This is a genomic window from Rhodanobacter koreensis (assembly GCF_054782855.1).
Genome location: NZ_BAAGRR010000002.1, coordinates 724,811 through 738,377 on the forward strand (window position 1 = coordinate 724,811; position 13,567 = coordinate 738,377).

A 13,567-nucleotide genomic window follows, 5' to 3' on the forward strand; every position below is an offset into this window, starting at 1 on the left:
CATGGCGTCATACGTCGCGGGTATTGGACAGCTCGGACGACGTTCCGTTTCGCCAGCCGCTCCGCAGTCTGCGCGCCTCGGCCCACTGCCATGTGATCAGGGCGGGCACACCGAACGCCACCTCGCGCATGCGTTTGACCAACGATAGCGCGACACTGGCTTCGGCCGGCAAACCGATCATGTGGCCGAACAGGATCAGGCCACCTTCCTGCACACCCAGCCCAGCCGGTACCACAAAGATGATGTGGCGCAGCGCCTGGGTCACCGCCTCGATGGCGATGGCATCCCACACGCTGATCGGATAGCCAAGCAACCGCAGTGCCAGCCAGCTTTCGAAGCTGCCAACCAGGAAGCCGAGGAACTGCCAGGCGCCGGCCGCAAGCAGGCGCCATGGCAGGGCATAGAGCGCGCGGACTTCCAGGTCCAGCCGCGAGCCGTCGATCAACTCGGTCAGCCGCGAGCGGCCGCCGAGCAGTTTTTCCGCAAGGGATTCCAGCCGCGTGAACACCTTGCCGTGGCGCAGCAGCACGATCAGGAAGATGGGCAGCGGCAAGCTGGCGATCAGCGCGGTCAGGACCGAACTCAGGGTGCCGATGTTCTCCGTCAGCTCGATCAGCAGCACGATGCCCAGCGCAGTGAACAAGTACTGATTGATCAGGGTCAGCAGGACCTCGATGATCACGCTCGCAGCGGCGGCGGCACCGTTGATGCCACGCCACTTGACCAGGCGGATGCCGATGATCTCGCCGCCGATATTGGCCACCGGCAGCAGGCGATTGCTCGCTTCGCGTATCGCTGCGATCCAGAACAGCACCGGGATGGTGGCTTGCCGGTCCGGATCGCGCGGTGCCAGCAGCACACGCCAGCCGATCACGTCCAGCAGTAATGGCAGCGCATGAAAGGGCAGCAGCCACAGCAAGGCCCAGCCCGCGTGATCGATCGTGCTGCAGATCGTGGACCAGCCTTCGTGCACCACCAGCGCAATGGCGGCAGCCAGGCCGAGCAGACCGGCGAGGTAACTGAGCCGCTTCATATTCATGCGGGGGCTGCCGCTGGATCGGCGAAGCCACGACAGAGCAGGTAGCGCTCGGCAATCGTGTCGCGTACACGCGGCGACAGCAGGGCGGCCAGTTCGTCGGCGTGCCGGTAACCGGCCATGCTGGCGACCAGTCCCCCGTGCGCCGCCGGGTGCAGATACAACTCCGAAAGGCCGTTCGGCAGATCGCGCAAAATGTCGAGCAACGCGGCTTCGTCCATGCCACCGGTATGCCGGATGCCAAAGACGTGATCGTTGTAGACGATGCCGGCCTTATCCATGCGTCGGCGCATCAGCGCCAGCCAGGGGCGCAGCGACGGCCCCATGCCGGGCTCGGCCGGCAGCCGTATGGCGCGCAGGCCGAATTCCCGGCCGATCGAAAGCATCAGCGACAGGATGGTGGGATGCAGGTGGAAATGTTTGTGCGCATTGACGTGGTCCAGGCGCAGGCCGGTCGCGGCGAACGCTTCGAACTGGGCGCGGATTTCGGCGGCCAGCTGACGCCGCACGTGGGGCAGGAAGAAGTAGCGGAAGCCGTTGCGCACCATTGCCTGGTCGAACATGCCTCGTGCATCGACCAGATCGGGAATGCGTGCGGGCGGCAGTATCGCCTGGCCGTCGGCCAGCACCAGATGCAGACCGACGGCCAAGCCGGAAAGTCGTCGGGCCCGTTCGACGGCATCGGCCACTGCAGGCGCCGCAACCATCAGGCTGGCCGCGCGCAGTACACCCTCGCGATAGCCGCGCTCGACTGCTTCGTTGACGGCTTCGTGCAGCCCGTAGTCGTCCGCGGTGACGATCAGGCGCGGGCGGACCGTCGTGGCTCGCCGGGACGGCATGGTCGTCTACCCCCGCAGGACGAACAGCGGGTCGGATGCTGAACTCATCTGCGCCGGTCTCATGTGCACCGGTCCGCTCAAGCCTCGTGCGCACGCAGGAAGTGGAAGAATTCCACGCCCTCGCGCAAGCGGCGCTTCATCATGTCCCAGCTTGCCAGCATTTCCTTGACGATCTCCCAGATCTTCGACGGGCGGAAGTAGAAGCTCCTGTAGAACTTCTCCACGCCGTGGTAGATGTCTTCCTTGGACAGGTGCGGATAGCTGATCAGCGCGAGCTGCACGCCCTTGTCGTTGACCAGATGCACCGCTTCGTTCTCCTGCAGCCAGCCGTTCTCGATCGCCTGCTTGTACAGCGTGGTGCCGGGGTAGGGTGCAGCCAGCGACACCTGGATCGTGTGCGGATTGATTTCCTTGGCGAACTGGATTGTCTTGTCGATCGTTTCCCTGGTCTCGCCGGGCAGGCCGAGGATGAAGGTGCCGTGGATGGTGATGCCGAGCTTGCGGCAGTCCTCGGTGAAACGGCGCGCGATATCGGTGCGCAGGCCCTTCTTGATGTTGTGCAGGATCTGGTCGTCGCCCGATTCATAGCCCACCAGCAGCAGGCGCAGGCCGTTGTCCTTCATGATCTTCAGCGACTCGTACGGCACGTTGGCCTTGGCATTGCAGGACCATGTCATGCCGAGCTTGCTGAGGCCGCGCGCGATCTCGTGCACGCGCTCCATGTTGGAGCTGTCGGTGAAGGTGTCGTCGTCGAACATGATCTCCTTGACCTCGGGCATGTTCTCCTTGATCCACTTAACCTCGGCGATGACGTTCTGCGCCGAACGCACGCGGTAGCGATGGCCGCCCACGGTCTGCGGCCACAGGCAGAAGGTGCATTTCGAACGGCAGCCGCGCCCGGTGTAGATCGACACGTACGGATGCTTGAGATAACCGATGAAGTAGTTGTCGATCTTCAGGTCGCGCTTGTAGATCGGTGCCACGAAGGGCAGGTCGTCCATGTTCTCGATCATCGCGCGCGACGGGTTGTGCTGCACGCTGCCATCGAGGAGCTTGTAGCTCAGGCCGTTGATGTCCTTGAGCGGACGGCCTTCGGCGACTTCCTTGCAGGTGTAATCGAATTCCTCGCGGGCGACGAAGTCGATCGCCGCCGAAGCGGTCAGCGATTCGGTCGGATTCACCGCCACCTTGGCGCCGACCATGCCGACCAGGATGCCCGGTTTGCGGGCCTTCAGCAGCTCGGCAAATTTCGCATCGGTAGGGAAGGATGGCGTGCTGGTGTGGATGATCACCAGCTCGTAGCCCTCGGCGATGCGTAGGCTTTCTTCGACCGTGAGCTCGTCTGCGGGCGCATCGAGCACACGCGAATCCGGTACCAGTGCGGCTGGCTGGGCCAGCCAGGTGGGATACCAGAAACTCTTGATCTCACGCTTGGCCTGATAGCGCGAACCGGCGCCACCGTCAAAGCCGTCGAAGGAAGGGGCCTGCAGAAAAAGCGTTTTCATAGGAATGGAAGCTCCTGCGGAAACACGGACCGATACCCAATCTACAGCGGATCACTCAGGAAGACGGCGCGGGACCGTCGCCCCGCGCATGCAGCACCTGACCATGCCATCTTACGCGCCAACCAGTCAGGGCTACAGCCCACTCCAGCAACGATAGACCATCGCGCAGGGGAATCAGCAGAAACTCATGCCATGGCAAGGTTGCATGACTGGATCGTCGTTGCGAAATATTCAGCAAGATCCTGGCGCAGCCACCCAACACGGCAAGGCCTGCGGTCAATGCGCCGGGTGCCAGAACCAGACCCAGCAAAAGCAGCGGCGACGTAAAGCAGACAAAGCTCATGGCAAACCCCAGCGGGGCGATCGCCCGTATCGTGCGCAGCCAGCGCAACTCGTGCGTCCACAGCGTGGACAGACGCGTTTCGCTGACGTCGGTGCCGACCACCACATCCGAGAGCACCGTGCGCAATCGGCGTTGCCGGGTCAGTTCGCCCAGCCAGAAATCGTCCGCCAGCGTATCCCGCAGCGCTTCGAAGCCACCGATGGCCTGCAAGGTATCGCGGCGCAAAGCGATGGTCGAACCGAAGGCGAAACGCGTCGAACCGAAGGCGTGCGCAAGCCGGACCGAAGGAGCGAACCAGTCGTCGATGAACAGACGGCCAAGACTTGCCCAGACCCCATGCTGCGCGATGCCACGGTAAAGGCAGGTGACAATACCTACACTTGGATCCGCGAGAGGGGCGGTTACACGCACCAGATAATCCGCCGGCACGCTGATGTCGCTGTCGGCGAGCACCAGCCAGTCGTGCCTGGCGTGCGGCAGCATGTTGATGAGGTTGCTTACTTTCAGGTTGGCGCCGTATATGCGCGGATCGACCACAAGGGTGATGACGAGCCGCGGGAATTCCGCGCACAACTGTTGCACGACAGCGATGGCCGGGTCTTCCTGCTCGCGCACGCCGAATACCAATTCGTAATCGGGGTGCGCCTGCAGGCAGAAATCGCGCAGGTTTTCGTACAGTCGCGGCTCGGCTCCATGCAGCGGTTTGAGCACGCTCACCGGCAACAGATGGCGAATGCCGTTGTCACCTGACGATGAAGACGGAGCACGGCGGTTTTTCAGTACGGCGCACAGAGCCGCGCAGACGTAACCGGCTGCGGCCGTACTCAGTCCGGTACCGAGCCAGTAAATACCATCCATAAGTACGCTTGTCGTCATACCCGCTTATGGTATAGCCGAAATTTTTGGCTTAAAGTCGACCGGTGAGCCAAGCGAAAGCCCAGCCTGGGCATCGTGTAACCGGTTGGTTGCGACGTTGCCGGAGCAGCGCCCGATGCGTCCGCCTCGTGTGGGCAACGCTTGGTCGGCGCAGCGCATGTCACCGACTCTTGCTGCAGCCATGCCCATGAATCCCAAACCTCGTGTGGCCGTGCTCGGTGAATTCCATGCCGCAGCGCAGGCTCAGCCCAATATTGCTCTGGTCAAATATTGGGGCAAGCGCGATGTCGGACTGAATTTGCCGGTTGTCGGTTCCATGTCCATCACGCTGGACAGCTTGTGGACGCGCACCGAAGTGCGTTTCGTGCCGGGGGCGGCGCAGGATCGGGGCAGTCTCAATGGTCGCAGCGATGAGGCCGTGACGAAGCGGATGGTTGCCTGCCTCGATCTGCTGCGTGAGCGCGCACGTGTCGACTGGGGCGCGGTGGTCGACAGCCGCAACAATTTTCCCACGGCGGCGGGTCTGGCTTCCTCCGCTTCCGGTTTCGCCGCCTTGGTATGCGCTGGCGCTCAAGCCCTTGGCCTGAATCTGAGCGACACGGATAAGTCACTGTTGGCGCGCCGCTGTTCCGGTTCCGCAGCGCGTTCCGTGTTTGGTGGTTACGTCGAATGGGCACGCGGCGAGCTGGCAGATGGCAGCGATTCGGTTGCGCGCCCGTTGTTGCCGGCGGCCGCATGGCCCTTGCGTGTCGCGGTGGCGATAACCTCCACAGCGAACAAGGAGATCGGTTCCAGCGAAGGCATGCGCCGTACGGCGCAAAGCTCGCCGTTTCAGGCTTCCTGGATTGCCACCCAGGAAGCCGATCTGACGATGGCGCGCAATGCGATACTGGCGCGCGATTTCGACACCCTTGCGCTTGTCTCCGAACATAGTTGTCTGAAGATGCATGCGCTGGCCCTGGCGACCCAGCCGGGACTGCTGTACTGGAACGGTGCCACGGTGGAATGCATGCATCGCGTGCGCGCGTTGCGTCGAGAGGGTGTGCCGGTGTTCTTTACCGTCGACGCCGGACCGCAATTGAAAGCGGTGTGCACAGCGCAGGCGATCGAGCAGGTGAAAGCCGTTTTGCGAGAAGTTCCCGGGGTGCTCGATGTGCTCGATTCAGGCCTCGGTGCTGGTGCCCGCAGCATTTCCGCCGAGGAGCTGATGGCATGATGGAACTGATGGCCAGTGCTCCCGGCAAGCTCGTGTTACTGGGCGAATATGCTGTACTGGAAGGCGCTCCCGCGCTGGCGGTGGCGGTGGATCGCCGCGCCACGGTGCGCATCAAGCCGCGTAGCGACGGCGTTTGTGTCGTAAGTGCACCGGATATTGGCGTATTCAATGTTCCGATGCCTGTCGACGTCGACGGCAGGCTGCATTGGCACTGTGCCGAAGCCGACACGACCAAGCTGCGGCTGGTCGACCATGTATGGAGTGCGCTTTCGCGTGAAGGATTGGCGCCACCACCGGGCGATGGGTTTTGCATCGAGTTGGACACTGCGGGATTCTTTGAAACCAGCAGCTCGGGCCAGGCCAAGCTGGGGCTCGGTTCCAGTGCGGCATTGACGGTGGCGCTGGCCTCGGCGCTGGCGGTGTACGCCGGTCATGCTGAAGCGATAGCCGATCGCGCACAGTGGCTGCATCGATTATTCCGCATGCATTCCTCCTGGCAGGAAGGGCGCGGCAGCGGCGTCGATCTGGCAGCCAGCGTCGCCGGTGGCTTGATCGCCTATCGGTTGTCGGGACAGGATCCAGGGCCTTCCTTCACCTCACTGGACTGGCCGGTGGCCGGTGTGCGCTGCCTGTTCGTCTGGTCCGGCCAATCCGTATCAACGGCAGATTTTTTGCGCCAGTTGGCACAATGGCGGCTCGGTCATCACGCCGAATATGCGGCACATATGCGTAACCTCGGCGAACTGGCCGAGGTTGCGGCCGTTGCGTTGCAGGAAGGTCGTGGCGCGGCTTTTGTGGCAATCGTGGCGGCATACGCAACTGCACTGGAAAGCTTCGGTGCGGCCTGTGGTCTGGAAATTTTCTCCGCCACGCAAAAGCGGCTTGCGGAACTGGCTGCACGTACAGGTGTCAGCTACAAACCATGTGGCGCCGGTGGTGACTTCGGCGTGGTCTTCGTCCAGGATGCGGATCGTCTGGCACGGATCGAGCGAAGCATTCTCGTTGAGGGCTTGCACTGCGTGCCCTTGGCGGTTGATTCTCAGGGAGCTTACTGCACCAGGTTCGCCGCTTGACGCAGTTCGTCAAGCCGAGAAATGGTTCATGCTTGAATGCAGGAAAAAGTTGAGCGCGGTTGTTGGCAAGCTTTAGGTGATGGGCGCCCATGCGGCGGACAAACCATGCTGAGGAGCCACGATATGAGCGTTGAACAATCAAGTGCTGAGCGGTCGCGGTTTCCGGCGTTCTACAAATTGTCGGTATCCGATCGCGTGCGGATCATTCACGAGCGTGGCTGGTTGTCCGCCGAGGATTACCAGACGCTGGTTTCCGGCGAACATACGCTGAAGGTCCACAAAGCCGACAAGATGATCGAGAACGTCGTCGGCGTGATGGGCTTGCCGGTCGGTCTCGGCCTGAACTTCCTGGTCAACGGACGCGATTACATCGTCCCGCTGGTGGTTGAAGAACCTTCGATCGTGGCCGCGCTGTCGTCCGCGGCCAAAGTGGTACGGGGCGCAGGTGGCTTCACGGTGGAGAGCACCGAGCCGGTGCTGATCGGCCAGGTCCAGGTGGTGGACGTGCCACATCCGGCGCAAGCCAAGGCAGTCTTGCTGCAACGCAAGGACGAATTGCTCAATCTCGCGAACAGCCTGCATCCGCAGATGGTGGCGCGTGGCGGTGGCGCACGGGATGTCGAGGTGCACCTGCATGCGCGTGCCGAAGGCAGCGACATGCTGGTGGTGCATCTGCTGGTCGATACACGCGATGCGATGGGGGCCAATCTGGTCAATACCATGTGCGAGGGGATCGCCTCGCTGGTGGAATCCATGACCGGCGGCCGCGTGTTTCTACGCATTCTGTCGAACCTCGCCGATCGCGCGATGGTGCGCGCGCGTTGCATCATCCCGATAGAAGATCTCACCACCAAGGGGCATCCTGGCGAGGAAGTACGCGATGGTGTGGTACTTGCCAATGAATTCGCCTGCATCGATCCCTATCGCGCTGCCACGCATAACAAGGGCATCATGAACGGCGTCGATGCAGTCGCACTGGCTACCGGCAACGACTGGCGTGCCATCGAGGCCGCCGCGCATGCCTACGCCGCACGTGGTGGCCGCTACACCTCGCTGACGCGCTGGTACAAGGGCGAGCAGGGTGAACTGGTGGGCGAGCTGGACATGCCGATGAAAGTGGGCATCGTCGGCGGGTCGTTGCAATCCAACGCCACGGTGGCGCTGGATCTACGCCTTCTCGGGGTGAAATCGGCATGCGAATTGGCGGAGGTGATGGGCGCGGTCGGACTGGCGCAGAACTTCTCGGCACTGCGCGCCTTGGTCACCGATGGCATCCAGCAAGGCCATATGACATTGCATGCCCGGAGTGTCGCCATTACTGCTGGTGCCACCGCGGAAATTTTTGACACCGTGGTCGAGCGGCTGGTGGAGAGCGGTGAAATCAAGATATGGAAAGCACAGGAAATCGTGCTTCAGGTGCGCAAGGAGGCGCGCGGCGCGGCGGTCAACTCGAAGGCATCCGATCAGCAGGCGCCCGATCCGCGCGCTTGTGGCCACGGCAAGATCATCCTGCTCGGCGAACATGCGGTCGTCTACGGTAGCCACGCGATTGCAGCGCCGTTACCGCTGGCCGTGCGCGCCACCGTGCAGAACACTTCTTCTGGAAGTGTCGACATGCTTATCCCACGCTGGGGCGTGGAGTACCGGCTGCACCGTGATCCGGCGCATCGCGATTCGTTCCAGCGCTCGCTCGGGATCATTTTCGATACCTTGGGGTTGACCGAAGGTTCGATACGCATCGAAGCCTTCCCGAACGTACCGAGAGCGATGGGCCTGGGCGGCTCGGCGGCGATGGCGGTGGCGGTGATCCGCGCGCTCGATCAGCATTTTCGGTTGGGTCTGAGCGATGCGCAGGTCAACGCATTGGCTTATCGCTGTGAAGAAGTGGCGCACGGTGCACCGTCTGGCGTGGACAATACGGTAGCGACCTACGGGAAGCTCGTTCTGTACAAGCGCAGCCAGCAGCCGGAAGACATGCCGACCATGCGCGAGTTGGTGGTACCCAAGCCGATACCACTCGTGATCGGTATCAGTGGCAAGGAAAGCCTCACTGCCAGGACCGTCGGCAACGTTCGCAGTGCCTGGCAGCGTAACCCGGTACTTTACGAAGGCATCTTCCAGCAGATCGACCAGCTCACCTTGCAAGGCATGCAGGCGATGCGACAGCTTGATCTGGAGCGCCTGGGTGATCTGATGAATATCGCCCATGGACTGCTTAACGCTTTGCGCGTGTCCAGCAGGGAGCTGGAAGAATTGGTGCAGATCGCGCGCGAGCACGGTGCGCTCGGCGCCAAGCTCACCGGTGGTGGCGGCGGTGGTTCGATCATCGCCTTGTGTCCACAAAATCGCGACATGGTAATTGCTGCCATGCGTGATGCCGGCTATCAAGCGATGGAGGTTGACATTGGATAACCGTGAACCGAACAGTCAAGAGTGGCGGGATTCCAGGGATGTGGTTTCCTTCGATGACGAACCCTTGATACTCGTTGACGAACTCGATCGCGAGATCGGCTTTATCGATAAGGCCTCTGCGCACGTGGGGCAGGGTGTATTGCATCGAGCGTTTTCGTTGTTCGTTTTCAATCCGCAGGGTGAGTTGTTGCTGCAGCAGCGTGCGCCGGGCAAGCGTTTATGGCCGGGTTTCTGGTCCAATACCTGTTGCAGCCATCCACGCCGCGGCGAAACCTTGGACAAGGCGATACACCGGCGCCTGGACGAAGAACTGGGCTTGCAGTGCCCGTTGCAGTTCCTGTTCAAATTCGAGTACCAGGCGCAGTTCGATGCCGAAGGTGCCGAGCACGAACTGTGTTGGGTTTATGCCGGGCGCAGTGCTGCCATTCCCACCGTCAATCTCAACGAGATTTCGGCGCTGCGCTACATTTCGCCGGACGCGCTCGACGCGGAGATGGCGACACGGCCACAGACCTTTACGCCGTGGTTCAAGATCGAGTGGGAGCGCTTGCGTCGCGAGCACTCGCAGGTGTTCGCGCCTGTCAGCGCAGCGTGAAAATGGCCAAGGTCAAGCAAATGGCTTATATTTTTAAATCACGCAATGATGTTCTACGCCCATCAAGCGAGTGCATGGCGACTCGTTTGCTCAGGGCTTACTGATATCCGGGAGGGTCCATTGGGCATTCCACTTATCCAACAGACCACGATCGCGCGCTACATTCTTGGCAAGAAGCTCAACGGTCAGAAGCGCTATCCATTGGCGATGATGCTGGAGCCCCTGTTCCAGTGTAATCTGGCTTGCGCCGGCTGCGGCAAGATCGACCATCCCAAGGATATCCTGCAGAAACGCATGAGCGTCGAGGACGCCCTGCATGCAGTGGACGAATGCGACGCGCCGGTGGTTTCCATTCCTGGCGGCGAACCATTGATCCACAAGGAACTGCCGCAGATCGTGCAAGGCATCATCGCGCGCAAGAAGTTCGTCTACCTGTGCACCAATGCGATTTTGTTGCCCAAGCACATCGACGAATACGAGCCCTCGCCATACTTCACCTGGTCGATCCATCTGGACGGTCTGGAAAAGCGCCACGACGCGTCGGTGTGCATGGACGGCATCTTCGAGAAGGCCATCACCGCGATCAAGCTGGCGCTTTCGCGCGGTTATCGTGTCACGGTCAATTGCACCTTGTTCAACCAGGAGCCGCCAGCGGAGGTCGCCGAGTTCTTCGACTACGCGATGAGCCTGGGTGTCGAAGGCATCACCGTGTCGCCGGGTTACAGCTACCAGCATGCGCCGCGCCAGGATGTATTCCTCGGGCGCAGCCAGAGCAAGCAGCTGTTCCGCGACGTGTTCAGGCTGGGCAAGGAGCGCAAGAGCAAGTGGGTGTTCAACCAGTCGTCGATGTTCCTCGATTTCATTGCCGGCAACCAGGCATACCAGTGCACCCCGTGGGCCAATCCGACCTACAACATCTTCGGCTGGCAGAAACCCTGCTACCTGCTGGTCGATGAAGGGTATGCGCCAACCTACAAGGCATTGATGGAAGAAACCGAGTGGGACAAGTACGGCGTCGGCATCAATCCGAAATGCGACAACTGCATGGCCCACTGCGGCTTCGAAGGCACTGCCGTCAACGACACCTTTGCGCATCCGCTGAAGGCCTTGCGCGTGGCGCTGCTCGGCCCACGCACCGAAGGTGCGATGGCCCCGGACCTGCCGGTGCTGTATGGCGATCGCGTCGCCGCTACCGCCGTGCATATCCCGATCAGTGCAATCCAGCGCCGTAACAGCAATACGGGTGCAGATGCTGGCCACTGATCCGGATGTCCGCTGACTTGGACGCCCTAAGTTGGGTGGTTGCATCGATTCCAGCGTTGATGTGGGTTGGCCTGCTGCTGGTGCCCTGGCGGCCATGGAGCACGCGCGAGCACCTCGAAGCCGATCCGCAGGTCGTGCCGGCAGCCGCCCTTGGCGAGATCACCGTGCTAATCCCGGCGCGCAACGAAGCCGAAGTGATCGGCGCCACCCTGGCCGGCCTGCAGGCCCAAGGGGCTGGCCTGCAAGTGATCGTGATTGACGATCAATCGAGCGATGCCACGGCGCAGATCGCTGCTGCATATCCGAATGCGCGGATAGTCAGCGGCCAACCGTTGCCGGATGGCTGGGCTGGCAAACTGTGGGCGCTGGAGCAGGGCATGGTCCACGTGCGCACGACACTGACGCTGTTGCTCGATGCCGATATCCAATTGCAACCGGGTCTGCTCGGGGCCCTGTTGGCGCACAAGCAACGTGGGGGGTGGCATCTTGTCTCGCTGATGGCGGACCTGCGCCGCACCAGTTTCTGGGACCGGCTGCTGCTGCCGGTATTCGTGTACTACTTCAAATTGCTGTACCCGTTTTCCTTGTCGAATTCGCGCAGCCACCATATCGCTGCAGCCGCGGGTGGTTGCGTTCTGGTGGATACGGAGGCGCTGCGGAATGTCGGCGCCTTCGCCAGCCTGCGCAATGCATTGATCGACGACTGCACGCTGGCACGCCAGATGAAACAAGCCGGTTACCGCATCTGGCTGGGCCTGAGCCGTGGCGTGGTGAGTCTGCGACCCTACGGAACGTTACGCTCCATCCACGACATGGTGGCGCGTTCGGCTTTCACCCAGCTTGGTTACTCCACGTCGTTGCTGTTGGCAGTGACCGCCGTGTTCGTCCTTGCCTATGGGGCGCCGTTTGCACTGCTTGACTCGGCGCATGCGTGGCCGTTGGGGGTAACTGCCTGGGCGGCCATGACACTGAGCTATCTGCCGGTGTTGCGCTATTACCGGATGTCGCCGTTATGGGCGCTACTCCTGCCGCTCAGCGCAGTGCTGTATCTAGGCATGACCTGGGGTTCGGCGCTGCGCTATTGGCGTGGGGTACGCTCATGCTGGAAGGGGCGCACTTATGGCACCTGATATGGATGCGCGGAGACTCCCAGCCCAAGACACTTGTCTGCCGCCGAGCGTCATGAATTTGTAAGCGATTGATTCAATTGCTACGGCTCGGCGAGTTGAGCTGCGAAACTGCGCGAACCCCAGTCGAGAAAATCGATGAAAGATCCAACGCTATGGTGCAGTGCGGTGACTCGCACTGCACCATGATCATTGGCTTTCGACGAATCAATAAGCCGTCCAGGCATGGGGTTGGAAATCAGATTCCAGGGGTGGCAGCGTGACACTTCCGGTGTAATTGGTGACGGTCGATGCGGCCACGATCGCCACGACTTCGAGGAGCTGATCGGGACCAAAGCCAGCTTGCAGGAACACTTTCTTGTCATGCTCGTTGAGGCGCCCGCGCTTCTCGATCAATGTCTTGGCAAGCCTGGACAGTGCCGATAGCTTGGCGTCCCGCGGGAGATCGCCATCGCGGATGGCCTGCACCTCGGACGGCGCCACACCCTTCTTGAGCGCCAGGAAGGTGTGAAAGGCGACCGCCCACGTGCATCCATTCGTCACGGCGTCGGTGAGGAGCACCGTTTCGATTTGCGGTTCAGAAAAACTCTTGCCATCGCCATGAACCTGGTGGAAGAGAGCGACAAGGCTGTTGATCAGAACCGGCGACGTCGACATCGCACCAGCAATGTTGGGAATGAACCCAAACGCGGACTGGAGACCTTCCAGCGCGGGTTTGGAGGCTTCAGGGGCGGTTTTCAATGTGTGAACGGGGAAGTTGGACATGGCTTGAATCTCGCAAATGGTAGGGGGCTCGAGGCGTGTTCCCGAGTGGTCACCACTATGCGAAATGGGCTGCATCGGCTCAATTACCTCGGAGGTAATGAGGGAGCTTGGCGTTGATTTCTGCCGAAAATTGAGGCGGATTTGGAGTGCGTGCCCGTATGTGGATCAGCTTACCGGGGGTCTGAAACAGTGGTGGTTTCTTTTCTTTCGATCGGCAGCGTGATGCGGGACGCAGTAGCTGTCGCCGAATGCAATCTGCTTCTTTCCACTCCATCTGTGCACTCGCGTAGCGGAACGCAGGCCGATGAGGTCTAAGTTGTTAATGGGCTACTCAAGCAGCTATTTTGCGGGCTATCCGAAGAGGCCGTACGCGCCGCGCCAATGAAAGACATCATGACTTCGCTTCGCGCCGACACACGGTTGGTGATCGCACGTTCCGTGTCACGCCAGCGTCCTTGTCCATCCGCGGCGTCGACACTGCTGTTGGGATGGGGGCCTTGCGCATTGGCGTGCGCCA

At 61.3% G+C, this 13,567-nt stretch carries 11 protein-coding genes; 6 read left to right on the forward strand and 5 right to left on the reverse strand.

The features are described 5' to 3' along the window. Positions 1-7: 7 nt before the first annotated feature. The 4 genes from ACYVKM_RS09155 to hpnI all read right to left on the reverse strand — a co-directional run bounded on the left by ACYVKM_RS09155 (position 8) and on the right by hpnI (position 4,599). The gene (locus tag ACYVKM_RS09155; protein ID WP_460877288.1) at positions 8-1,039 is read right to left on the reverse strand and encodes a flippase-like domain-containing protein; all 1,032 of its coding nucleotides are present in this window, start codon (positions 1,037-1,039) and stop codon (positions 8-10) included. Then, complete coding sequence (hpnK, locus tag ACYVKM_RS09160; protein ID WP_460877289.1) at positions 1,036-1,875, reverse strand: hopanoid biosynthesis-associated protein HpnK; 840 nt, start codon at positions 1,873-1,875, stop codon at positions 1,036-1,038. The genes ACYVKM_RS09155 and hpnK overlap by 4 nt, the downstream gene beginning before the upstream one ends. A gap of 77 nt (positions 1,876-1,952) precedes the next feature. Then, on the reverse strand, positions 1,953-3,380 hold the full coding sequence (hpnJ, locus tag ACYVKM_RS09165; RefSeq protein WP_460877290.1) for a hopanoid biosynthesis associated radical SAM protein HpnJ: 1,428 nt from the start codon (positions 3,378-3,380) through the stop codon (positions 1,953-1,955). A 55-nt stretch (positions 3,381-3,435) separates the two neighbouring features. Beyond that, positions 3,436-4,599, reverse strand: a complete 1,164-nt coding sequence (gene hpnI / locus ACYVKM_RS09170) for a bacteriohopanetetrol glucosamine biosynthesis glycosyltransferase HpnI (RefSeq protein WP_460877291.1) — start codon at positions 4,597-4,599, stop codon at positions 3,436-3,438. Between the two features lie 187 nt (positions 4,600-4,786). On the opposite strand from hpnI, the gene mvaD reads away from it, so the two are divergent. From mvaD to ACYVKM_RS09200, 6 genes are all read left to right on the forward strand, one after another. Continuing rightward, positions 4,787-5,815 (forward strand): diphosphomevalonate decarboxylase, encoded by a 1,029-nt coding sequence (gene mvaD, locus ACYVKM_RS09175; protein WP_460877292.1) that lies wholly within the window; start codon positions 4,787-4,789, stop codon positions 5,813-5,815. Further along, positions 5,812-6,888 (forward strand): mevalonate kinase family protein, encoded by a 1,077-nt coding sequence (locus tag ACYVKM_RS09180; RefSeq protein WP_460877293.1) that lies wholly within the window; start codon positions 5,812-5,814, stop codon positions 6,886-6,888. Before mvaD ends, ACYVKM_RS09180 begins: the two co-directional genes overlap by 4 nt. A gap of 123 nt (positions 6,889-7,011) precedes the next feature. Further along, positions 7,012-9,300, forward strand: coding sequence for a hydroxymethylglutaryl-CoA reductase, degradative (locus ACYVKM_RS09185; protein ID WP_460877294.1), 2,289 nt, complete (start codon positions 7,012-7,014; stop codon positions 9,298-9,300). After that, positions 9,263-9,895 carry an isopentenyl-diphosphate Delta-isomerase gene (gene idi, locus ACYVKM_RS09190; protein ID WP_460877295.1) on the forward strand — a complete coding sequence of 211 codons (633 nt, stop codon included), beginning with the start codon at positions 9,263-9,265 and terminating at the stop codon, positions 9,893-9,895. The genes ACYVKM_RS09185 and idi overlap by 38 nt, the downstream gene beginning before the upstream one ends. 120 nt (positions 9,896-10,015) lie before the next feature. After that, positions 10,016-11,158 (forward strand): adenosyl-hopene transferase HpnH, encoded by a 1,143-nt coding sequence (hpnH, locus tag ACYVKM_RS09195; protein ID WP_460877296.1) that lies wholly within the window; start codon positions 10,016-10,018, stop codon positions 11,156-11,158. A 17-nt stretch (positions 11,159-11,175) separates the two neighbouring features. After that, complete coding sequence (locus ACYVKM_RS09200) at positions 11,176-12,288, forward strand: glycosyltransferase (RefSeq protein WP_460877297.1); 1,113 nt, start codon at positions 11,176-11,178, stop codon at positions 12,286-12,288. A 204-nt stretch (positions 12,289-12,492) separates the two neighbouring features. On the opposite strand, the gene ACYVKM_RS09205 is transcribed toward ACYVKM_RS09200, so the two are convergent. Further along, complete coding sequence (locus ACYVKM_RS09205; RefSeq protein WP_460877298.1) at positions 12,493-13,050, reverse strand: carboxymuconolactone decarboxylase family protein; 558 nt, start codon at positions 13,048-13,050, stop codon at positions 12,493-12,495. Positions 13,051-13,567: the final 517 nt, after the last annotated feature.

Coding starts and splice junctions, on each gene's coding strand:
- ACYVKM_RS09185 (WP_460877294.1), top strand. CDS start 7,012: ATGAGCGTTGAACAATCAAGTGCTGAGCGGTCGCGGTTTCCGGCGTTC.
- hpnK (WP_460877289.1), bottom strand. CDS start 1,875: ATGCCGTCCCGGCGAGCCACGACGGTCCGCCCGCGCCTGATCGTCACC.
- ACYVKM_RS09205 (WP_460877298.1), bottom strand. CDS start 13,050: ATGTCCAACTTCCCCGTTCACACATTGAAAACCGCCCCTGAAGCCTCC.
- ACYVKM_RS09180 (WP_460877293.1), top strand. CDS start 5,812: ATGATGGAACTGATGGCCAGTGCTCCCGGCAAGCTCGTGTTACTGGGC.
- hpnJ (WP_460877290.1), bottom strand. CDS start 3,380: ATGAAAACGCTTTTTCTGCAGGCCCCTTCCTTCGACGGCTTTGACGGT.
- hpnI (WP_460877291.1), bottom strand. CDS start 4,599: ATGACGACAAGCGTACTTATGGATGGTATTTACTGGCTCGGTACCGGA.
- idi (WP_460877295.1), top strand. CDS start 9,263: ATGCCGGCTATCAAGCGATGGAGGTTGACATTGGATAACCGTGAACCG.
- ACYVKM_RS09155 (WP_460877288.1), bottom strand. CDS start 1,039: ATGAATATGAAGCGGCTCAGTTACCTCGCCGGTCTGCTCGGCCTGGCT.
- mvaD (WP_460877292.1), top strand. CDS start 4,787: ATGAATCCCAAACCTCGTGTGGCCGTGCTCGGTGAATTCCATGCCGCA.